Genomic DNA, 20,948 nt, shown 5'->3' with positions numbered 1-20,948 from the left:
AGTATGGGTTCAGACATCGATGTACTGGTTGTCGGAGCCGGCCCAGCGGGGTTGTTGCTCGCGGGCGACTTGGCCGAAGCAGGGCTTCGCTGCACCGTCGTAGAACGGCGAGAAGGGGAGTCGAAGCTCACGCGGGCATTTGCCGTGCATGCACGGACAATGGAGCAGTTGGACGCCCGAGGCCTCGCCGACGAACTGTTGCTGACCGGGATCCGCAATCCGGTTCTGCAGTTCTTGCGGATCGACCTGTCTCGGCTGCCGAGTCGCTACCCTCATGTGCTGGTGACCCCGCAGTACAACACTGAGCGCCTGCTCTTGTCTCGTGCCCAGGCGCACGGCGTGACCATCATGCGGGGCCACGAAGCAACCGGTGTCCAGCAGGACGAAACCGGGGTCGACGTAGCGGTGCGAGCGCCCGACGGAGCCGAGCGAAGCCTGCGTGCGGACTTCGTGGTCGGCGCAGACGGGCGCAACAGTTCCGTGCGCCGCTCACTCGGCCTTCCCTTCCCGGGCCGATCCGCGGTTCGCTCGATGATGCTTGCGGACGTGCGCCTGGCTGATCCACCGACGAAACCACCCACAGTGGGAGCGATCGGAGATGCCTTCGCCATTGTGGTGCCCTTCGGTGACGCCTGGTTCAGGGTCATGGCGTGGAACCGCCGTCACCCGATGCCGGACGATGCGCCGGTCGACCTGGAAGAAATCCGTGAAGTTGCCCGCCGGGCACTGGGCAGTGACTTTGCCATGCACGACCCCCGCTGGCTCTCGCGATTCCACAGCGACGAGCGCCAATCGCCGCGCTACCGGGTGGGCCGGGTGTTCCTCGTCGGTGACGCCGCGCATGTCCATTCCCCTGCCGGCGGTATGGGCCTCAACACCAGCCTTCAGGACTCTGCGAATCTCAGCTGGAAGCTGACAGCTGTTCAACGCGGCCGCGCACCGGACTCACTGCTCGACAGCTATGAGGATGAACGGCACCCGGTGGGACGCAGGGTCCTGCGGATGAGCGGTGCACTGCTACGCGGAGTCCTGACCACGCCGCGAGCACTGTGCGGGGTCCGTGATTTCGCAGCTCGTACGGTGCTGAAGACCCCTTGGGTGGCCAGACGGCTGGCGGCGGCGATTTCGGGGCTCGACATTTCATACGCCTCGGCGGCCGACGCGCATCCCCTCGCCGGAAAGCGGGCACCCGATGTCCCTCTGAGCGACGGGCGTCGACTCTACGAGGCGCTTCGTGGCCGACGGTTCGTGCTTGTCATCCCCAATGACTCCCCTGATCTCTCCTCGCTGATCAGCGAGTGGTCCGACGAAGTGGAGATCGTGTCCCCACGAGGCTCGACGAATAAAAGTGTGCTGGTCCGGCCGGACGCCTACATCGCGTGGGCCGTCTCGGACGAGTCGCCTGAACGTCGCATCGACGCAACCCGCCACGCGCTGGCGGACTGGTGCGGCGCACAGCCGGAGACCCCGGGCAGCAGGGCTTCGCTCGTGTGACGTCTCCACCCGGTTTACGGCCGCAGGCGCGAGCCGAGCACCTTCGTCACTCCGCGTCCTCCTGTCGGTCGGCCCCACCGGAGCCCGGTCGGGCCGGCGCAGCGGGATACTCGGGAAGAAAAGTGCCTTGGACCATGCCCTTTACCGTGCGTGCAGCAAGTGCTGCATAGCCCATGGTGGAGAGTGCGAGGAGAACGTACGTGATCACCTGCGAATGATCGACATCCTCGGCTCTCAGCCAGAAAATCACATCCGTGACAGCGGCGACATAGGTGAAGGCGAACGCCCAGTAGGGCGGCCCGAAAGGAGCCGTCCGATATGAGGGAATCATCGAAATCTGCACGATTGCCATGAGCAGTGCGTAGCCTGCCAGCCCGCTCGCCACGAAATCCGCTCTTCCTCCGTTCATCGCAAACCAGACGTTCCCGGCCACGACGGGCGGAGCGAACTCAATGGCGATGACGGGCAGCAGCCGGTTCGGCAGTGCGGGCTGCGTGAACAATCTGAGGAGAAGAATCGAGCCGAGCACGACCCAGCAGATGAACCCGAACCCGAACATGAGCTCGGAAAGCCTCACCCAGCCGAATGCTGCCGCCCCACCTGCCGCCAGCAGACCGCCGGCCACGGTAGGCAGAAAATAACCCGGATGCCAGTCCACAAGTTTCATTTCGACGCGAATCCACGCACCGGTCAGCAATCCTCCTAGAATAACCGTGACGGCATATGCGACGAGGTAGATGAATTTACCGGCCGTGTCCGCGTACGGCCTCAACGCGACACCGAAGAGCATGGGAACAATCGGCACCAGCGAAATGAACGGGCCGGTAACCGGATGTGTGAATTCAGTCCCCAGATGTCCCCGAGACCTGACATTCACCACGTAGGCCACCGTCGTCAGGAGCCACAGCAGACCGGCACCCAACCACAGAACGACTCCCGGCCATTCAGGCGTGCGCACCACGCTGTGCGCCACTGTCCACGCTTGAGCCAGCCCTGCCACACCAAAACTGATGCCGAAGAGATTCGGCGCCACCAGATACTTGCGGCTGGTCAAAGACGTACTCCGTTCCGTTACCACCCTGCCCGGGCGCTGCCGTGTTCCTCCTCGGCGATCATCGCTTCCGCAGGGAGCCAACGCGAGGCGACGCTCTCGCGGGCAGGCGCGCATGCAACTAATGCCTCACCGAAATCGGCTGCGCACGCGGCCCACGGGTCACCTCCGCACGGGCCGTACGGCGTGGAGTCAGCGCCATTAGGGCCCTGCCCCGTCCACGACGATCAAGACCTCGCAAAACTCTCGTGGAAGACGGGCCCCAGCATTTCAAACACGGTCTGGCTGCCAGCGCGCGCCCGCAGATGCTTCGTCTTAGAATCTCGATACAACCAAAGCGGCAAGGGAGGTCGAGATGAACGCTCTGTCGTACGAACGGGGACGCATAGGACTGCTGCTCATAGACACCGTCAACGACGTATTCTCCGAGGACGGGAAGGCATACAGGGTCTACAGAGAGGAATTCGAACGAATCGGCACTCTCGAAAACCTCAAGACCCTCCTCGCGGGAGCCCGAGAGCAAGGTTTCCCTGTATTCCATGCCCCCATGTCGTACACTGAAAGCGACTATACGACCTGGAAGCACATCTCAGGCGTTCACCACGAAATGTTCGACAACCGCCTGTTCGTGGCAGGGAGCTGGGGTGCGGACTTCCACCCGGACCTGGCCCCCGCCGACGGCGAGATTGTCATCGCGCCTCACAAGAACATCGACGTTCTGGCCAATACGGACCTCGAAGTACAGATGCGGCAGCACGATGTCGAGTACATCGCTGTCGCCGGCATGGTCGGAACTATGTGTGTGGAATCGACCGCCCGCAGCTGCATGGAACACGGCTTTCACGTCACGACCTTCACGGACGCGACAGCAGCCTTCGGCGGACGCCCTGCATACGACGCCATGATCCTGCGATATCCACTCATATCGCATGCGACTCTCAGCGCCGAAGAATTCCTTTCTGCGACCAAGGCTGCGGGCACCTGACCCGTCGTCATGCAGACAGCACCGGCTTCCAGGGGCAACGGCACGCCTGCCGCGCTACCGGGAGCACGGGGAATAGCGAAAGAAGCGGCCGGAAGGGAACCGGCCTTCCGGCGTCCGCAGATCGGGCACCGCTACATTTTGTACAAGTCACCCCTGGCCGGGACGGTCCTACGGTGGGACCGGCTGACGGACACACGTCAGCACACCCCGAGCGTTAGGGCCGTGACCGGACATGACTTCCCCCCGCGCCTTCTGGCTCGCCGGCCGCCAGGCCACCGGCGAGACCAGCCTGGCCGTGACCTCGCCCTGGACCGGCCAGCTGGTCGGCGAGATCAGCGTGCCGACCGATGATCAGGTCGAGGAGGCGGTGGCCGCCGCCTATGCCGCTCGCGAGGAGTTCGCGGCAACCCCCGCCTACCTGCGTGCCGCTGCTCTCGACCACGTGAGCAAGCGGCTCGTGGAGCGTACCGAAGAGATCGCGCAGCTCATCTCAGCGGAGAACGGCAAACCGATCAAGTGGGCCCGAGGCGAGGTTCGCCGCTCGGTGTCCGTGTTCCGGTTCGCCGCCGAGGAGGCCCGCCGATTCAACAGCGGCGAGGCTCAGCGACTGGACACTGACCCAGCGGGCCGGGGCCGTCTCGCGCTCACCCGCCGCTTCCCCAAGGGGGTGGTGCTGGGCATCACGCCCTTCAACTTCCCGCTCAATCAGGGCGCCCACAAAGTCGCCCCTGCCATCGCGGCCGGCGCCCCGATCATCCTGAAGCCGGCGCCGAACACTCCTCTGTCCGCCCTGGTTCTCGGCGAACTGCTCGCCGAGACGGAACTGCCAGGAGGCGCGTGGAGCATTCTGCCGGTCGCCAACGACCGAATGCCTGCGCTGGTACAGGACGAGCGCTTGCCCGTCATCTCGTTCACCGGTTCCGAGAGGGTCGGCTACGCGATCATGGACTCGGTACCCAGGAAGCACTGCACGCTGGAACTCGGCGGGAACGGTGCGGCCGTCGTGCTGGGCGACTTCGCCAGCGACCAAGACCTCGCCTATGCCGCCGACCGGATCGCCACGTTCTCCAACTACCAGGGCGGACAGTCCTGCATCTCCGTGCAGCGCGTCATAGCCGACGCCTCGGTGTACGACCGCCTGCTCCCCCGCATCGTCGCGGCGGTCGAATCGCAGATCACCGGGGACCCGTCGGACGACAGGACCGATGTGGGCCCGCTCGTCAGCGAGGACGCCGCGCGCCGCGTCGAGTCCTGGGTCGACGAAGCCGTCGTCTCCGGTGCCACCCTCTACACGGGTGGCAAGCGCGATGGCGCCTCGTATGCGCCTACGGTTCTCGCCGACGTTCCGGCTGACACGACACTGGCCTGCGAGGAGGTCTTCGGACCAGTTCTCACGGTGCTCAAGGTCTCCGGCGAAGCCGAGGCTTTCGCGGCAGTGAACGACTCCAAGTACGGCCTGCAGACGGGAGTGTTCACGCACGACCTACAGGCGGCGTTCCGGGCCCACCGGGCTCTGGAGGTCGGCGGTGTCGTAGTCGGTGATGTCCCCTCCTACCGGGCCGACCAGATGCCCTACGGCGGCGTCAAGCAGTCAGGTGTCGGCCGCGAGGGAGTGAAGTTCGCCATGGACGACTACACCTACGAACGCGTGCTGGTCCTCACCGATCTCGCCCTGTGACAGCCCACGCCAAGGACAGGCGTAGCCGCCGGAGTGCCGGTCCGGGGCGGCCGACGCCCTCTCGCAGAAGGCATTTGATCCAGGGGCTGCTGTGGTTGCGATCAGGCCCGGGGGTGAGGTGTCGGTCCGGTAGGACTGTGCGGTGACGCGTGCGCAACTAACCGCCGGTGAGTGGGAGTTCACCGGGCCGTTCCTGGCCGGGCGGTGCCGCGCGTCGGTCCCCTGTTCCCGCGAGGTCATCTCGTCGTGGCGGCGGAAAGCCTCCGCCGCCACACGTAGAGGGCCACAACGAGAGTGAACAACGGAACGCCGACGGCAACGGCGATGTAGAACCCTGGGGTGGCCCAGGACGGCCCCGGCCACACGGACACAACGACGTCCGTCGTGTCGTCGGCCGGTTCGGTGTCCCCGCTGGGATGTCGTGGGTCGCCGTCCATGACCGTGACCCGGCCGCTCCCCCCGGCACTGTCCTTGTCGACGCGCAGGGTGAACGGAAACGTCGCCGAGGCCCCCACCGCATCGATGCGCGCTGTGCAGACGTAGCGTCCGGCACTCGGCTGCCTGGCGGAGGCGTCGGCGAGTGGTGTGCCGTCGGCGGCGAGCGCTCGGCAGTCCTGCTCGATCACCTCCTCGTCGCGTTCGAAACTGTACGGCGACGCCACGACAGTGGTGCCCTCCGGCACCGTGAACAGGACCTTGACCGCCGCCGTGAGCGCACCGGGCCCGTCGTTCCGCGCGCCGATCCGCACCGTGGCGAGGCTTCCGAGAGGACCGTGCACCGTCCCGGCGACCGCGGCCAGCTCACTCTTGTTGGCGACGGTCACGCGGAGCACCTGCGGATCGTCGCTGCCAGTGCTCGTCGCGCCGGCGGCCTCGGAACGGGGGGCCGGAACGAAGCGCAGTGGAGGCCCGTCACCCGGCCGGTAGGTCGATGCGATCGTGTCCGGGGGGACATAGTCGGTACCGATGGCGTCAGCACGGAAGGTGACGGTCGGGTAGGTGGCGTCCTTCGTGGCCCGCAGATGTTCGCGCGCATCCAGGCCGTACGACCGGCCCGGCGGAATGACAATGTCGTCCGCGGAGAGCCGGCACCAGGCCGAAGTACCGCCTCGGTAGCGACAGTTGCGGTGCCGGTCGCTCAGGGTGATGCCGTCCTGTGCCTCCATGCGCAGCGCCACGCCACGGGCGGGCACGTCGCCGACGTTGCGCAGCGTCAGCCGGACCGCCACGCTCCCGCCGGGATTCACCGGGCCCGAATCCCGGTGCAGCACGACTCGCAGCTCCGGTCTGCCGATCACGATGAGGGAGCGACCACGGACGGGCTCCATGCCGGGCGCGGTCACACGGTAGCGCAGCACCGCGGAGTCACCCGCCTTCGCGCCTTGCGCGGGACTCAGGTGGAAGGCCTGGATACCCCCTGATCCTGTCGGGCCCGCCTGCGAATCGCAGTGATAGACGGGCAGATGGACGACACAGTTGTCGAGTGCCCGCTTGACCGTGACGATGCCCTTCAGATCACCGGCGTCGAAGGTCACCCGTAATGTGGCCGTCCCCGCGCCGAGCCTCTCCTCGACCCGCAGGTCCGACACGGGCTGTTGCGGACCGCGGGAGACGTAGAAGACCGATGGAACGACCAGCTTCACCTCGGCTCCGTCGTTCGAGGAGCACCCCGCGAGGACTGACGTCATGGTGACCAGCGTGAGCAGGAGGCCGACGGCAGCCTTGCAGGCACGAACGACCCGGTTCGTCTCCCGCTCCTGACTCCCTCGAAGGCGAGGGACACGCCGCAGAATGTCCATGCCGCCACCCTGCCAAGTCGAGATCACGACCACGCTTCTCTACGGTCACGGGGGCGCCTTGGCCGTCAGGTCACGAGGCTGCGTGGGAAAGTGTCTTCTCCACTCACCTCACCTCACCTCACCTCACCGGACCGGGCCCGACCGTCCGGTCAGCGGTTGATCCTGAGCGGCGCTCCTGGGACCCGCACCGGCGCAGGCAGGCGTGCAGGGCCGCAACGCGGCACAGAGAGGGACAGCGCCCCCTCTGGACGCTCCCCAGGTGCGGAAGGCACGACCTGACGCACTCACACCTGACTGTTGATCCTTTCTTGGTGTTGTTGGATTACCTTTCGGCTGACCAAGATCGACGTCGGCTGAAGGACGGGCACGGTGGACAAGCGCAGGAACCGGGGCAGGCTGTACCGGTCGGTGACAGGGGCGGTCGCAGTGAGCCTGGCGATGGGCGGTTGCGGCGCCGGTGGCGGTACCGGTGGTACCGCCCGCGCCTCCCGGCCCGCCGTATCCGACGGCACCGTCAGTACCGCGCCCGCCGTGTCCGACTCGGCGGCGAACTGGCACAAGTGGGGCCTGACTCCGCTGCCCGCTGCCCCGCGGCCCCCGGCCGACAAGCCGGTGCGGCTCTCGGCCACCGGAACCGTTCCGGTCTTCACCCGCATACCGACCACACAGAAGGTCGTCTTCATCACCGTGGACGATGGACAGGAGAAGGACCCCGCCTTCATCCGGATGCTGCGGGACCTGAGGGTCCCGATCACGATGTTCCTGATGGACGACGCCGTCAAGTCGGACTACGCGTACTTCCGGCCGCTGCAGGCACTGGGCAACCACATCCAGAACCACACCCTGCACCACCCCGTGATGAGCGCCCTCCCCCTGGCCCGCCAGAAGGAGGAGGTGTGCGGCGACCAGAAGATCCTCACCAAGGAGTACGGCACCGCGCCGCTGCTCTTCCGGCCGCCCTACGGCGCGTACAACGCCAACACCAGGATCGCGGTCGGGGAGTGCGGACCCCGCGCGATCGTGTGGTGGCGGGAGTCCATGCAGATCCGCAATATGCAGTACCAGTCGGCAGACAGGAAGCTGCACCCCGGAGACATCATCCTGGCCCACTTCCGCGGGCCGTCCGAGCTCAAGGGCACCACGATGACGCACATGTTCGCCAACCTGCTCCGGCGCATCCATGAGCAGGGCTTCGCCGTGGCCCGCCTGGAGGACTACATCCAGCCGCCGAACAGGTGAACCGGCGGGAGACCCGGCCGGCGTCGTCGTACGGCTCCGGGGCCGTGGGAGAGGCCGTCGCGGGACATCGTCGACAGCCGACGGGCCGTCGTCAGTAACGGTCGCAGGTCTCGCGCAGGTACCCGTGGTGACCGGCCGGTGTGACGTCGAGGTCGCGCCGGACGACGCTGATCCGGTCGCCCCAGCCCGCGCAGGCCTTCCTCAGGCCCTTCTCGGTGTATTCGACGACGATGACGTGGTCGCCGAACGCGTCGACGTAGGACCCGCATTCGTCGTACTGCCCGCATTCCTCCACCACCGCGAAGTCGAGGCCGACCCGCTTGCGGTCCTTGGCGAGTTCGAGGGTGTTCTTCTGGGCGACGGCGAGGTGCCGGGAGTGCGCGTGGCGGGCGAGGAGGGTCTGGAACGCCTCGGCGTCGGCCGCGGTCAGCAGTCCGTGCGGGGCGCGGGTGTAGCTGTCGTAGTTGTCCGGCTCGACGGCGTCGAACCCCTTGTCGGCGCACTCGTCGATCCAGTCGTCCACCTTCTGCGCGATCCGCGCGCGCTTGGCCGGGGTTCTGATGTCGAGCATCGCCTCGCCCCAGTCCTCGTCCATGACGATCCTCCCGGAGGCGTCGCGCAGCAGGAGGTCGGCGTCCCACTCCTGCTCCGCGTCGGGCTGGGCCTGGAACGCGTTGACGTAGCAGATGTTGTACAGGCCCGCGGCGGGCGACGCCGTGTGGTCGCGGGAGACCACGGAGACGCCCTTCGGCGGGGTGTAGGCGCCGCCGAGCTGGTAGTCGACGCCGGCGTGGACGGGCGGTCCGGAGACTTTCGCCGCCGGGGCTTTCGAGGCGCTGCCCGTTGGAGTGGTGGTGCCCGTTTCGGTGCTGATGCTGGAGCAGCCTGCGGTGAGGGAGGCTGTGGCCAGGACGACGGCGACAGCGACGGCGCGCGTGACCGCGGCGCGGCTGGATTCTGCCGGGGACTTGCGCATGACGGCCTGCTTCTGGACGGGAGAGCATGCCCCGCCTCGGACGCGCATGGTCCTGGCGACTGGGGCCGGGCTGACGGGTCGAAGGCCCGTGTCACCGGCTGGGAATGCCATGGTTCCGCGGACCGCGACGGTGCTGGGCGGTCCGACACCGTGACGATATCAAGCCGTCGCAACCGGCTTGTGCCGCGTCCGGGCCGGGCCGGAGGGCGTTGGGCCGCGGCGTGGGGTGCGGTCAGACGTGGTCGCCGCGGGCGTCGGGCTCTCCCCCGCGGCAGGGTGACCAGGAAGACGAAGCCGCCTCCGGACACGTCGGTGAGTTCGCCGGCACCCTCATCTGCTGTCGGCACACCACCACCGAGACGGCCCGGTGGGCGAGCCTCGTGGTACTGAACATGGCCGGCCACCTGACCGCGGCGATCAGACCGGAACCACTACTGATCACCGGCAGGGTCCGACCGTGTTGGATGGGCCCATGAGCCAGACAGCTGCCCTGCGCCTGCGGCGCGCCGTCGCCCGGACCGAAGACGCAACACGAGAACGTGTCCCCGTCGGACGCCGCCCAGAGGAAGCCGACGATCTACTGGGCACGTTCGCCACCGACGGGGCACTCGGCTTCGATCCCCTCCCCTTCCTCCAGGCGATCCATGCAGCCGGTTCCCACGCGGTGGTCATCGGTCAGGTCGCCGGCATCATGCACGGCTCCACCGAACTGACCGGGGACCTCGACCTGCTCTGGGACGGCACCCCTGACGAGGCGCACGCCTTGCGTGACGCCCTGGCCCGGTGCGGCTGCACCGACCTGCCCGATCTCGACCGCCCACATGTGGGGTACCGGGTCACCGGCGCAAGCGGAGACCTGTGCACTCCCGCCCTGCCCTGGGGCGCCATGGACGTCACCCCCTGCCTGGCCTCGGCCGAGACCACCCGTGACCCCGCGGGATTCACCATCCGCTACGCCGCACTCGACGACCTCATCCGCATGCGGCGGGCCCTCGGTCGCCCGAAGGACCACCGTCGCGCAGACGAACTCGCCCGGCTGACCACCTGACTCGGCACGCCCAGCGCTCACACTCGGGCTACCGGGACGTCGTCGGAGGCATCTGCTCTCGGCATACCTCCTCTTCCTGATCGCTGCCCCTGAGGCTCCGAGGCTCCTGGTGAGCTATGACGAAACCTGGGCAGAGCACCGCATGAGCTAAGCGGAATGGCTCTACCGCCATCTCATCGGCGAGGACATGAGCGGGCCCAACAGTGCAGCCTTTTACCCCGGCCCCGTGAGGTTGCAGCGCCTTCCCATGTCCGCCGACGAACGCACCGCACCTTGGTACGGCCCAGACCGCGGCATGTGAACGGCCGCCGCACCAGTCACGGCAGCCACCTGAGATCCCTCTCATCCGGGTGCGCACCCGCACCAGTGCGGTCAGGTCGAGGCGGGCGTGGCCGGGCTGTTCGCCCGCGTCGAGCCGGGCGAGCGGCAGCACATCCGCGCAGGTCGGTCGCCGTTCCCGGAGCGGACGACGTGCACAGCGGCGGGTGACGGGCTGCGCGCGGGATCGCGGGCCCGGACCGAGGGTGCGGCGGGAGAAGGTGCGCAACCGGGCGGGCCGGCCCGGCCCGTCTCCCCGTCAACGCCTTTCCAGACACGAGGCCCTGGGGCAGCCGTCCGTCGGCGTTCGGCACGGGTACGACTACGAGGGAGTGCAGGGTGATGCCGTGTCGATCCCGCCGGGGCAGGCTCCACTGCCCCGACGTGTGCACCTCGCGCCGCTCAACGCGGCTCGTCGTCAGCCCAGTCCGCGGGCGTCCTGCTTCAGAGCCGTGTCGACCGTCAACGCCGTAGCGACGACCAGGCTTCGCAACGGCTCGGGGAGTTGCTGGTGAATCTGGAGGACGTAGTTGTCCGCCGTGGTGAACATCGTCTTGGCGAGGCCCTCCCAGGTCTTGGTGATCCGGGCCACCTCGGTGCCTGCCTGGTCGACGACGGCGAAGTTCCAGGCGCGCCAGTTCTCCCCCTTGATGGCGCCGATCTGGGTCCCACCTGCGTTGATGGCGAAGTTGATCTTCCCGAAGACGTTCTGCTGGACCAACTCGCCCACCGGCTCTCCGTCCGGCCGGGTGACGATCACCCGCGACTTGAATATCTTCGCGGGACGGGTCAGTCGCAGCACCGGCTGCCCCTGGGCGTCCCTGATCTCCAGCTTGTGGGTGAAGTACTGGTCCCAGTCGCTGATGAAGCGTACGACCTTGCGCAGCGCGCTCTGCCCGACCTCGGCCACGGACCCGAGCTGGTTGCCGTGCTGGTCCATGACCTTGTACTCGTTGGTCAGCTCTATGAGTTTGGCCTTCTGGTTCACGACCAGAACCGGTTCGGTGAAGAGGGTGCCGCCGCCGGGGCCGCTCGGGGCGATCCCGGCCTGCTGCTGCACCTGTCGACTGACCGTCGGGTCAGGGGTGTTCGATTGTGTGGTCACTGCGGCAAGTTACCTTCCGGGGGGCGTCTCCCGGCCGGCCGTGCGCCGTCTCGTGGCCACACCGTGACGAATCGCGGGGCATCGACTTCGGTCGCATCGACTTCGGTCGCATCGCCTGAGGCCGGCAGAGCAAGCGGGCTAGCGGCGTTCGCCGTCGCCGGGCCACCTCAGACAACCGGCAGCGCACGCGGTTCGATGCGGGACAACGCCTCCGTGCGGACGCCTCGTTTCGGCGTCGTCCGTCACGGCGTGCGCGGCAGGGGCGGATGTACTGGTCACCGTCGTACCCGGCCCGAGCACCTTGCTGCGGCCTTGAGCGGCCGAGAGGCCGGTCGGCAGAGGGCCGTCGCTCCCGGCAGAAGACGAAACGTCCTCGGCGGTCCCCGTCACGGAGCGGTCCTGCGCCGGGTCCCGGCCGGCCAGCGGTTCGGCGGAGGCCTGTGGGCTCCCGGGGAGACGGAGAGCGGTCCGGTACTCCGGCCGTGGATCGCTGGTGCGTCGTCCGACCGACCGTGACTACGGGTGCGTGTCCGTGATCGCGATGACCTCGTCGAGGCGGTCCAGGGCGGCCTGCAGGTCGTCGACCTTGGCCTGGATGCGGTCGCGCTCGGCGCGCAGCATGGCTCGTTGATCGGCGTCGGTGTGCCCGGTGTCCCAGCATGGAAGGAGTTCCGCGATCCTTCGGCTGGTCAGACCGGCGGCGAACATCTGCTGGAAGAAGCGCACCAGGGTGACGGTGTCCTGCCGGTAGAGGCGCTGGCCGGACGGGCTGCGCTCCGCGATGAGCAGCCCCTGCTGCTCGTAGTAGCGCACGGCGCGTACCGAGACGCCGGCGCCCCGTGCCACCTCGCCGATGCGGACCAGCCGCTCGGCCGCAGCCTCCGTGACGGTCATGGTGATTCCTCTCGCCCCGGTTCTGACGGACAGCACTTGCCTCTGACGCCAGCGTCAGGTTTTAGCGTACCGGGCATGGATATCAACAACTCCGTCGCCCTTGTCACCGGAGCCAACCGCGGCCTGGGCCGCGCCTTCGCCCAGCGCCTGCTCGAACGGGGCGCCCACAAGGTCTATGCGACGGCCCGCCGACCGGAGACCGTGGACCTGCCCGGGGTCGAGGTGCTGCCCCTCGACATCGTCGACCCCACGTCCGTGCGGGCCGCTGCCGAGGCCGCCCCGGACGTCTCGCTACTCATCAACAACGCGGGAATCATTACGGGGACCGACCTGGTGACCGGCTCGCTGGACGCGGTCCGGCGCGAGCTGGAGACCAACACGTTCGGCCACCTGGAGATGATCCGGGCGTTCGCGCCGGCGCTCGCCAGGAACGGCGGGGGCGCGATCGTCAACGTCCTCTCCGCCATGTCGTGGTTCGGGGGCAAGGGCGCCAACGCCTACCACCTGTCCAAGGCCGCCGCCTGGGCCATGACCAACGGCGTCCGCCTGGAGCTCGCCGAGCAGGGCACGCTCGTCACAGCGGTACACCTCGGCCTGGCCGACACCGACATGGCGGCGGCCTGGCCCGTGGCAAAGATCGCTCCGTCGGACCTGGCCGACGCGGCGCTCGACGGTGTCGAGGCGGGCTCCGCCGAGGTGCTCGCCGACCAATGGAGTCGGGACGCCAAGTCCCGGCTGCCGCTGACGCCGGAAGAGTTCAACGCCGCGATGGACCGCGCCCTGGCGGCGCTGATGGGGGCCTGAGGGGCCCTCAGGCCGCGCCTACTTCGGTCGGTTGCTTCTTACGGCCGGTCCATTGATGCTCCGTGCCCAGTTGGGGATCGTCATGTCGTGGCCTCGCGTCGGCGGTAGCGGCAGTCGCGGGCGCGGGCTGATCTCGGCGACGCCATAGGGACCAGCGCAGGCGATGGTCGCGTCGGCCGTTCGGGTGTGCGGCGGGCAGGGCGAACAGTCGCTGTGTTTCGTTGCCGGTGAACGGGATGAGCGCGGTGGGTGCGGGGTGTTCGCGGTGCTCGTCGGCACGGATGACGGCCAGGAAGGCGGCCACCGTTCCTCCTGGGCGGCGGCCGACGGCACCCATGGGACAGACCCGTGTCCTCGGACAGACTCACCCCGGCCCGTGTCCGCGGCGACCGCAGTCACCACAACGTCCCGGAAAGAGAAGTCGACCATCCGCGGCCCCGCCGCACAGGCCAAAGATCAGGCTAGGGGTGCCCGCCGGGATCGTCTTCCCGGCGGGAGGGCGCCGCATCCCGATGCGTCGGTCCGGCCGCGTCGCCGGATCGGACCCAGGCGGTGAAGTCCTCGACCGCGTCGATGACGGCGTGGAAACGGAGCGAGGGGAAGAAGTCGAAGTTGTGCTGGGTGCCGGGGAGTTCGGCGTAGACCACCGGCTGGGTGGAGACGCGCCCGAGTTCGGACGCGAAATGTCGGGCATCCTCGACCAGGACCAGCGTGTCCAGCGCGCCGTGGACGACGAGGAACGGCGGGGCGTCCGGGTGCAGGTGTGCCAGCGGGGTGGAGTCGGCGCCGGCGTCGGCCTGCCCGTAGTAGCCGTAGAAGCCGATCACCCCCGCCACCGGTGGGCCGGTCTCCTCACCGTCCGGCTGACCCGGTGCCCCGCCTGCGGTGAGCGCGGTCGTGGCCGCCAGATGGGCCCCGGCGGAGCCGCCGGCGAGGAACACCGCCGACGGATCGGCTCCGTAGGCGGCACCATTGTCGCACACCCACCGGACGACCTGCCGCACATCCGCGAGCCGGTCGGCATAGTCCAGGCGGCCGCCCAGCCGGTAGTTGGCACTCACGCACACCCAGCCCCGGCCGGCCAGCCGGTAGAGCAGGGGACGCGCGCCGATCATCTTGCTGCCGATGCGGAAGCCCCCGCCGTGCAGGTAGACGAGGACCGGCGCGTTGGCTGTCCCTGCCCGGGGGACGTACACGTCCAGCAGGTGGCCTCGGCCTGCGTCGCCGTAGCGCAGGTTGGCCACCCGCCGCACGTCGAACCGGTAGGAGATCAGGGGCAAGACCATCAGCCGCACGATCGGCCACGGGCCACGCCGCCGTCGCTGCACCACCGCCGACGGCCCGAGTGCCTGTCGCAGCGCAGCGGTCAGCCGGGGTCGGGCGGTGCGGGCCCGCACCGCCAGCACCAGCAGTCCGCCCGCGGTGCCCGCGGCCGTGCCCGTGCCCAGCCACCACGACAGCGTTCCCGTCTCTCCGGCCAGCAGAGGCGGTACCGCACCGGCGGCCAGCACATACAGGCCGAGGAACGGCTGCTCGTTGATCAGGAAGGTGAGAAAGAAGCTCAGAGTGAAGGGAGTGGAGCGCCGCGGTCGCGGCGGACGCAGCGCGAGAAGGGTCATGAGCGTGAGCGTCCCACTGCTGCTGATCACCTGGCCGAACGGCACCGTGACTCCCCCTGCCGGCTCCACGGACCGCAGGACACCAGCCCGTCGGTCTGTGGCGCAGCTCATCGACGTGACGTGCACAAGGCGCAGGACAAAGTAGCACCGCGCCACCAACCGTGTTGAGCCCGTCTTCTTGAGTGCCTCCGGCCACGCGGTGGGGGCTGCCCTGCACGGTCCCCGGTCCCGGGGCTCGGACCGCGTACAGGGGGCCGGTCCGACGTCGGTGCGCTCAGGACGGCGGCGGATTGATCTCCTGCTCGGCCCAGACCGTCTTGCCCGCGGGCGAGTTGCGGGTGCCCCGCCGGCTGGCGAGCTGTGCGACGAGGAAGAGACCGCGCCCGCCCTCGTCCGTCGGACGGGCATGGCGCAGTCGAGGGACGGAGTCGCTGGTGTCCGTCACCTCGATCACCAGCACCTCGTGCCGGATGAGGCGAAGGGTGATGGGACCGTCGCCGTGGCGCAGGGCGTTGGTGACCAGTTCGCTGACGATGAGTTCGGTGGTCGCGACCAGGCCCTCCAGTCCCCATCCGGTCAACTGGGCGGTGGCCAGGGCCCGGGCGTGGGGGACCACGACGGGATCGCTCGGCAGGTCCCACGTGGCGAACTGCGACGGCGGGAGCGAACGGGGCCGTGCCAGGAGCAGCGTGGCGTCGTCCTCCAGGGCCCTGGGCGGCAGGGTGTCGAACGCTGCCGTGCACAGGTCGTCCAGAGGGCGGTCCGGCCGCGCGAGGACCGTTCCGAGCCGTCGTATCCCCGCGTCGATGTCCTGATCCCGGGTCTCCACCAGACCGTCGGTGTAGAAGGCGATCAGGCAGCCCTCGGGCAGGTCCACCTCGACGGACTCGAAGGAGGCCGGCCCGACACCGAGCGGCAGACCGGCGGGCAGGTCGGGGACGGAGACGCCGCCCTGGGGCGAGATGATCACGGGCGGCGGGTGACCCGCGCGGGCCATCGTGCAGCGGCGGGTGGCCGGGTCGTACACGGCGTACAGGCAGGTGGCGCCGGACTCCGCGGCTGCGCGATCCGGAATGTCGCTGTCCTCCACGCCGAGGCGGGAGATGGTGTCGTCGAGGTGGGACAGCAGTTCGTCCGGGGACAGGTCCAGGTTGGCGAGGGTGTGCACCGCGGCCCGGAGCCGGCCCATGGTCGCCGCCGCGTTGATGCCGTGACCGACCACGTCGCCCACGACCAGGGCCACCCGGGCGCCGGACAGCGGGATGACGTCGAACCAGTCACCGCCCACGCCGTGTTCCGTGTCGGCGGGAACGTAGCGGGACGCCACCTCGACGGCCGCCCCGCCGACCAGCCTGCCCGGCAGCAGGTTGCGCTGGAGAGCGAGGGCGGCGGTGCGTTCGCGTACGTACCGGCGGGCGTTGTCGAGGGACAGGGCGGCACGCGCGACGAGTTCCTCGGCCAGCCGCAGGTCGTCCGTCTCGAAGGGCACCGAGTCGCCCATGCGCACGAAGACCGCGACGCCCAGCACCGCGCCGCGGGCGTGGATCGGCACGATCATCAGCGAGTGCATGCCGTACCGGCGTACTTTCTCCAACCGTTCCCGGTCCTCTTCCAGCCAGGCGCCTCGCGCGGTGCTCAGCACCGGTTCGAGATGTGACGCGCCCGAGACCAGGACGTCCGTGAAGGGGGAAGGGGCCGGCACGGACACGGTTTCCCCGCGCGAGAAGAGCGACTCCGGTGCGCCGTCGTGGACCGAGGCGACGCCCGCCCTGCGGAACGCCGGCACGCGGCCGATCGCCGCGCCGAGCCGGGCCACGGAGTCCTCGCCCTCCGCGACGGACTCGGCCAGGTCCACGGTGACGTAGTCGGCGATGCGGGCCACGGCGAGGTCGGCGAGTTCCTGACCGGTTCTCATCACCTCCAGGGTGGTGCCGATCCGGGTGCTGGCCTCGCTGAGCACGGCCAGGCGTTCGCGGGCCCGCTGCCGGTCGGTCACGTCGACGCTCATGACACACACGCCCAGCGTGCGCCCGTCGGCGTCGTCGAGGCGGAAGAACGAGGTGGAGAAGGCGTGTTCCTGCTGTGGCCTCGTCGGCATCCACGCGCGGTACTCGTGGTCGACCTGCGGCTTCCCGCTCCGCAGGACCAGTCGCATCACCGCCTCGGCCGACTCGGCCTCGGGTCCCGGCAGCACCTCCGTCAGCCGGCGTCCGAGTCTCTTCTCACGCGGGATGCCGTCCTGCAGCGCCAGCGCGTCGTTGACCCAGGTGCACCGCAGATCGGTGTCGCGCACGGCGATGCCGACCGGCGCCCCGGTGAGCAGCGCCCGCACACCGGCGCCGTTCATCGGCCACGAGGGAACGGCCGTCATCGCGGTCGCGGTGACCAGCCAGCGCACCGTGCCGTCACGCTCGGTGAGGGGATGGGCCCGCAGGTACACGTCCCGCGGTGGTCCGTCGGCGCGGCGCAGGCCGACGATCCCGGACCAGCCGTCTCCCCGACGGCTCGGATCGGTGAAGGCGGGCGCCCCCAGGACCACCTGCGGGTCCGCCAGGAGCCGTCCGGCGAAGAGCCCGATCGCGTCGGCGGCCACGACACCGCTGAGCCGCTCCGCCTCCGGGCTCCACGAGACCACCACTCCGTGCGCGTCCACCACCGCCATGGCGGGGCCCGCCGACTGCCCGGCCTCCCGTCCGGCCTCCGGCATCGTGTTCCTGGTTTCGGCCATTGGCGCCGTCCCTCCTTCAGGATGCCGACCGCGCGGCGGAGTTCGCGTCGGCCAGGCGGTCGAGCCAGTCCGCCAGGAGCGCGCCCTCGGACGGTGTCAGCGGCGTGGTGCCGTGCCGGGACAGCGCCTCACGCAGGGCCGCGGCCCGGCACGCCACGTCCGCGCACGAGTCCTCGCCCGTGCTCCGCTCCCCCGCGGTGCCCGTGGTGGTGATCATGCGCAGTGCGTGTTCACGGGCCGTGGCCGGGAGGGTCTCGTCCCGCTCGGAAGGCGGCGTGGCGATCAGGGACAGTACGACGCCCAGGCCCATGGCATGGACAAGCTGAGTGGCCCGCCCCACGCTCATGCGGAGCCGGCCGGCCGCGGCCACCCGGGCGAGGGTGTGGCGCAGGATGGCGACTGTCTCGAGCCCTCCCGGCATGCCGCCGCGGTGGCGGCCCTCGCCGTACATCAGCACGTAGAAGCCGGGGCGCGACAGACCGAACTCGACATGCAGGTCCCAGGAGCGGCGCAGGTCCGCGACCGGGTCGTCAGTCTGCTCAAGCGCCTGCTTCTCGCGCAGGTACTGCTCGAAGCCGTAGGCCGCGAGGGCGTCGAGCAGCCCGTCCTTGTCGCCGAACAGGCGGTACAGGGTGGGAGGTTGCACACCGGCTGCCGCGCTCACGGCACGCGTCGAGACACCCGCACGACCCTGCGAGCTCAGGAGCTCCGCGGCGGCGCGCAGAACCCGCTCCCTGGTACGTACGGCCCGTTCTTGCATCAGTCCAATTTATCTCCGATTTATCACTGTTGCGATTATTTTACATAACATTGATATACTTGCCTGGTTATCTTGCCCGACCGCGGGCGTGGCGATCCTGCCGTCGGCCGCCGGAGCGACCGTCTGCGCCCCGCGGCCAGGCCGCCTGGCCGCCCGCACGGGACCTCGGCTGCCGCTGCTCCTCCCCGGCGGCTTCAGCACGGCGGGCAGGCTCTGCATGGCCGGGCTCAGCCGGCCTGCTCTCGGGCATCGGTCCCGCAGGACTGACACACGCGTCGCGCCCGGGTCTGAGCGTGGTCGCCGGCTGTGGCGCAGTGGTCTTCTCCGTCGCCCACCTTTCACGGCCCAGGTCGGTCACCATGGGCCCGTGTCCGCACGGGCACGGCGAAGCACACACCGCACCGCAACGCAACGCACCGCACAGCTGTTGCCTGATCCGTCGGCGACGACTCGTGGAGGCCGGATCGTGATCACACAACGGGCTCGTAGGATGACCGCGGTGATTCCCGGAATGATCCCTGACGTGTCCAAGTGAGCGGACGACGGCGGTCTTTCGAGTGCGCCTGAGACGGACGACGGACGCAACGACTGATACGGCGGTGCTGCTTTGCCCTCACGCGTAGCCCTCATCGGTGCCGGACGCATGGGGACACCTCTGTGTGGACGCCTGGTTTCGGCGGGGCACGCGGTGACCGCTTTCGATCTGCGTCCCGAACGGGAGGCAGCGGTACGTTCGTTGGGCGCGGACTGGGCGCCGTCCGCGGCGACCGCCGCTGCCGGGGCGGATGTCCTGGTCACCGTGGTTCCTGGACCCGACGAGGCCGCGGCCGCTCTGGAGGATGCCGTGTTCGCCGCCCTGGCCACCGGGGCGGTGTGGATCGACATGACGAGCAACGCGCCTGCGGTGGCACGGGAGCTGCGGAAACGAGCCGGCGCACACGGCGTCGATGTGCTCGAAGCGCCCATGGGCGGCGGCCCGGACGACGCCGAACAGGGGCGCCTGCGGCTGTTCGTGGGTGGTTCGGCTGACGTCCTCGACCGGTGCAGGCCGCTGTTGGAGGCGGTGACGACATCGGATCGCATCCGCCACATGGGCGGGCCGGGAACCGGCTACACCACGAAACTCCTCATCAACCTCCTCTGGTTCGGGCAGGCCACGGCAACCGCCGAGGTCCTGCTGCTCGGTCGCCGAGCGGGCATCGACCTCACCGCCCTGCACGGCACGCTGGCCGGCAGCGCGGCAGGCAGCGACTTCATCCGGCGGGACCTGCCGGCTCTGTTCGCCGGGGACTACCTGCGCTCCTACGGACTCGACCGCATCCACGACCAGCTCAAGGTCATCACCGAGGAGGCGCAAGACCTCGGCACGCCGCACGAGATGGCCGACACGGTACTGCGCATCCACCGGCAGGCCCTGGAGCGCTTCGGACCCGTGGACGGCGAACTCCTCGCCGTGGCGCTCCTGGAAGAGGCCGCCGGCACCCTGCTGCGCCCCTGACGACGCGTTCACCCCGTGATGGAGGCCCGGAAGTGGTACCGGTCGCCGCGGTAGGCGGCCGCGGTGAGTTCGAGGGGCTGTCCGTTCTGGTTGAAGGCGAGCTGCGTGGCGACGAGCACCGGAGTCGCGTCGGTGATTTCGAGCAGTCGCCGTTCCTCCGCCGTCGGGTGGCGTGCTTCCACGGAGTAGTCGGCGACCTTGGGCAGTTGCGGCGGGTCGGCGCGGCGGAGCGTCGCGAAGAGCGTGTGCGTGGTGAAGTCCGTCTCCGCGAGCTCCGGGCACAGTGCGAGCGGCAGCCGGTTGTGCTCCAGCACCACGACGATGTCGTCCAGGTAGCGCAGTCGGCGCATCTCGAAGAGCGCGGCTCCCGGGCCGACCCTCAGCTGTTCGGACTCCTGAACGGTGGCGGGACGGACCCTGGTCTCCAGGACCGAGTCGCGGAGCCGCAGTCCCTGCTGTTCGGCGTAGTCGGCGAAGCCCTGGACCGACTGGGCTGTCGCCCGACCCGGTGACGGCGGAGCCGATGCGGGGGCGACGCGCTCGTAGCCCTCGGCGAGGAACCAGCCGCGGGCCGGCGCGGACTCGATGACCCGGCGCTCCGCGAGTTCGTTCAGGGCCGAGCGAAGGGTGACGCGCGAGACGCCGTACCGGGTGGCCAGTGCCCGCTCCGAGGGCAGCCGGTCTCCCGGGCGGGCACCTCTCTCGGCGATGTCGTCCAGGAGGCGTCCGGCGACCTGGGTGTACAGCGGCAGGGCGTCTCCGCTCAACAGCCCTTGAGGGAGACCACGGTCCGAAGAAGACATACCAGATGTATACCAGTTTCGAGCAGACCAGTTCCATACCAATAACAGACCATTGACGGCCATGAGGGAGACCAGTACCGTTCCAGTCACGTTTCCGAAGGCGCGCCGACAGATACGGCGGACGCCCTTCGGTGAACCCTGGAGCGATC

17 protein-coding genes are annotated in these 20,948 nt (G+C 69.1%); 7 read left to right on the top strand and 10 right to left on the bottom strand.

Going from position 1 to position 20,948, the window contains the following annotated elements; translation table 11 throughout:
• The first annotated feature begins 3 nt into the window (after positions 1 to 3).
• Positions 4 to 1,494: an FAD-dependent monooxygenase gene (locus BLW82_RS41485; RefSeq protein ID WP_093507451.1), complete on the top strand. Its 1,491-nt coding sequence runs from the start codon at positions 4 to 6 to the stop codon at positions 1,492 to 1,494.
• Between the two features lie 46 nt (positions 1,495 to 1,540).
• Here BLW82_RS41485 and BLW82_RS41480 read toward each other — a convergent pair whose 3' ends face one another.
• Complete coding sequence (locus tag BLW82_RS41480; RefSeq protein ID WP_177233234.1) at positions 1,541 to 2,548, bottom strand: SLAC1 family transporter; 1,008 nt, start codon at positions 2,546 to 2,548, stop codon at positions 1,541 to 1,543.
• Between the two features lie 352 nt (positions 2,549 to 2,900).
• Here BLW82_RS41480 and BLW82_RS41475 point away from each other — a divergent pair, with 352 nt between their 5' ends.
• Together BLW82_RS41475 and BLW82_RS41470 are read left to right on the top strand one after the other, a co-directional pair.
• Positions 2,901 to 3,530 carry a cysteine hydrolase family protein gene (locus BLW82_RS41475; protein WP_093507447.1) on the top strand — a complete coding sequence of 210 codons (630 nt, stop codon included), beginning with the start codon at positions 2,901 to 2,903 and terminating at the stop codon, positions 3,528 to 3,530.
• Positions 3,531 to 3,762: 232 nt separating this feature from the next.
• Complete coding sequence (locus tag BLW82_RS41470) at positions 3,763 to 5,208, top strand: aldehyde dehydrogenase family protein (RefSeq protein WP_093507445.1); 1,446 nt, start codon at positions 3,763 to 3,765, stop codon at positions 5,206 to 5,208.
• Positions 5,209 to 5,444: 236 nt separating this feature from the next.
• Here BLW82_RS41470 and BLW82_RS41465 read toward each other — a convergent pair whose 3' ends face one another.
• Positions 5,445 to 6,896, bottom strand: coding sequence for a COG1361 family protein (locus BLW82_RS41465; RefSeq protein WP_143063746.1), 1,452 nt, complete (start codon positions 6,894 to 6,896; stop codon positions 5,445 to 5,447).
• 480 nt (positions 6,897 to 7,376) lie between these two features.
• Here BLW82_RS41465 and BLW82_RS41460 point away from each other — a divergent pair, with 480 nt between their 5' ends.
• Entirely contained in the window at positions 7,377 to 8,246 is an 870-nt protein-coding gene (locus BLW82_RS41460; RefSeq protein WP_256216141.1) for a polysaccharide deacetylase family protein, read from the top strand.
• A gap of 91 nt (positions 8,247 to 8,337) precedes the next feature.
• Here the strand turns inward: BLW82_RS41460 and BLW82_RS41455 are convergent, their stop codons facing one another.
• Positions 8,338 to 9,222 (bottom strand): endo alpha-1,4 polygalactosaminidase, encoded by an 885-nt coding sequence (locus BLW82_RS41455; protein ID WP_093507442.1) that lies wholly within the window; start codon positions 9,220 to 9,222, stop codon positions 8,338 to 8,340.
• Positions 9,223 to 9,694: 472 nt separating this feature from the next.
• Here BLW82_RS41455 and BLW82_RS41450 point away from each other — a divergent pair, with 472 nt between their 5' ends.
• On the top strand, positions 9,695 to 10,270 hold the full coding sequence (locus BLW82_RS41450) for a hypothetical protein (RefSeq protein ID WP_093507441.1): 576 nt from the start codon (positions 9,695 to 9,697) through the stop codon (positions 10,268 to 10,270).
• A gap of 736 nt (positions 10,271 to 11,006) precedes the next feature.
• On the opposite strand, the gene BLW82_RS41440 is transcribed toward BLW82_RS41450, so the two are convergent.
• Together BLW82_RS41440 and BLW82_RS41435 are read right to left on the bottom strand one after the other, a co-directional pair.
• Positions 11,007 to 11,693, bottom strand: coding sequence for an LURP-one-related/scramblase family protein (locus tag BLW82_RS41440; protein WP_093507439.1), 687 nt, complete (start codon positions 11,691 to 11,693; stop codon positions 11,007 to 11,009).
• A 516-nt stretch (positions 11,694 to 12,209) separates the two neighbouring features.
• Positions 12,210 to 12,587 carry a MerR family transcriptional regulator gene (locus tag BLW82_RS41435; protein ID WP_093507437.1) on the bottom strand — a complete coding sequence of 126 codons (378 nt, stop codon included), beginning with the start codon at positions 12,585 to 12,587 and terminating at the stop codon, positions 12,210 to 12,212.
• Between the two features lie 75 nt (positions 12,588 to 12,662).
• On the opposite strand from BLW82_RS41435, the gene BLW82_RS41430 reads away from it, so the two are divergent.
• Positions 12,663 to 13,391 carry an SDR family oxidoreductase gene (locus BLW82_RS41430; RefSeq protein ID WP_093507435.1) on the top strand — a complete coding sequence of 243 codons (729 nt, stop codon included), beginning with the start codon at positions 12,663 to 12,665 and terminating at the stop codon, positions 13,389 to 13,391.
• A gap of 7 nt (positions 13,392 to 13,398) precedes the next feature.
• Here the strand turns inward: BLW82_RS41430 and BLW82_RS44075 are convergent, their stop codons facing one another.
• The 4 genes from BLW82_RS44075 to BLW82_RS41415 form a co-directional block, all read right to left on the bottom strand.
• Positions 13,399 to 13,695 (bottom strand): hypothetical protein, encoded by a 297-nt coding sequence (locus BLW82_RS44075; RefSeq protein WP_143063745.1) that lies wholly within the window; start codon positions 13,693 to 13,695, stop codon positions 13,399 to 13,401.
• 157 nt (positions 13,696 to 13,852) lie between these two features.
• On the bottom strand, positions 13,853 to 15,010 hold the full coding sequence (locus tag BLW82_RS41425) for an alpha/beta hydrolase (protein ID WP_177233233.1): 1,158 nt from the start codon (positions 15,008 to 15,010) through the stop codon (positions 13,853 to 13,855).
• 274 nt (positions 15,011 to 15,284) lie between these two features.
• The gene (locus tag BLW82_RS41420) at positions 15,285 to 17,738 is read right to left on the bottom strand and encodes a SpoIIE family protein phosphatase (protein WP_256216140.1); all 2,454 of its coding nucleotides are present in this window, start codon (positions 17,736 to 17,738) and stop codon (positions 15,285 to 15,287) included.
• A gap of 16 nt (positions 17,739 to 17,754) precedes the next feature.
• The gene (locus BLW82_RS41415; protein ID WP_093507431.1) at positions 17,755 to 18,498 is read right to left on the bottom strand and encodes a TetR/AcrR family transcriptional regulator; all 744 of its coding nucleotides are present in this window, start codon (positions 18,496 to 18,498) and stop codon (positions 17,755 to 17,757) included.
• 607 nt (positions 18,499 to 19,105) lie between these two features.
• On the opposite strand from BLW82_RS41415, the gene BLW82_RS41410 reads away from it, so the two are divergent.
• A complete protein-coding gene (locus tag BLW82_RS41410) occupies positions 19,106 to 19,996 on the top strand; it encodes an NAD(P)-dependent oxidoreductase (RefSeq protein WP_256216139.1) in 891 nt (296 codons plus the stop codon).
• A gap of 8 nt (positions 19,997 to 20,004) precedes the next feature.
• Here BLW82_RS41410 and BLW82_RS41405 read toward each other — a convergent pair whose 3' ends face one another.
• The gene (locus BLW82_RS41405) at positions 20,005 to 20,799 is read right to left on the bottom strand and encodes a GntR family transcriptional regulator (RefSeq protein WP_093507427.1); all 795 of its coding nucleotides are present in this window, start codon (positions 20,797 to 20,799) and stop codon (positions 20,005 to 20,007) included.
• Positions 20,800 to 20,948: the final 149 nt, after the last annotated feature.

Source organism: Streptomyces sp. Ag109_O5-10 (assembly GCF_900105755.1).
Taxonomy (GTDB): domain Bacteria; phylum Actinomycetota; class Actinomycetes; order Streptomycetales; family Streptomycetaceae; genus Streptomyces.
The sequence above is the reverse complement of the archived record's forward strand: the minus strand, read 5'-3'. Positions and strand labels throughout refer to the sequence as shown.

Excerpts from the sequence above, each read along its gene's own strand:
- BLW82_RS41415 (WP_093507431.1), bottom strand. The coding sequence starts at position 18,498 with ATGCAAGAACGGGCCGTACGTACCAGGGAGCGGGTTCTGCGCGCCGCC.
- BLW82_RS41485 (WP_093507451.1), top strand. The coding sequence starts at position 4 with ATGGGTTCAGACATCGATGTACTGGTTGTCGGAGCCGGCCCAGCGGGG.
- BLW82_RS41455 (WP_093507442.1), bottom strand. The coding sequence starts at position 9,222 with ATGCGCAAGTCCCCGGCAGAATCCAGCCGCGCCGCGGTCACGCGCGCC.
- BLW82_RS41430 (WP_093507435.1), top strand. The coding sequence starts at position 12,663 with ATGGATATCAACAACTCCGTCGCCCTTGTCACCGGAGCCAACCGCGGC.
- BLW82_RS41435 (WP_093507437.1), bottom strand. The coding sequence starts at position 12,587 with ATGACCGTCACGGAGGCTGCGGCCGAGCGGCTGGTCCGCATCGGCGAG.
- BLW82_RS41475 (WP_093507447.1), top strand. The coding sequence starts at position 2,901 with ATGAACGCTCTGTCGTACGAACGGGGACGCATAGGACTGCTGCTCATA.
- BLW82_RS41450 (WP_093507441.1), top strand. The coding sequence starts at position 9,695 with ATGAGCCAGACAGCTGCCCTGCGCCTGCGGCGCGCCGTCGCCCGGACC.
- BLW82_RS41420 (WP_256216140.1), bottom strand. The coding sequence starts at position 17,738 with ATGGCCGAAACCAGGAACACGATGCCGGAGGCCGGACGGGAGGCCGGG.
- BLW82_RS41425 (WP_177233233.1), bottom strand. The coding sequence starts at position 15,010 with ATGACCCTTCTCGCGCTGCGTCCGCCGCGACCGCGGCGCTCCACTCCC.
- BLW82_RS41465 (WP_143063746.1), bottom strand. The coding sequence starts at position 6,896 with ATGACGTCAGTCCTCGCGGGGTGCTCCTCGAACGACGGAGCCGAGGTG.
- BLW82_RS41405 (WP_093507427.1), bottom strand. The coding sequence starts at position 20,799 with ATGTCTTCTTCGGACCGTGGTCTCCCTCAAGGGCTGTTGAGCGGAGAC.
- BLW82_RS41470 (WP_093507445.1), top strand. The coding sequence starts at position 3,763 with ATGACTTCCCCCCGCGCCTTCTGGCTCGCCGGCCGCCAGGCCACCGGC.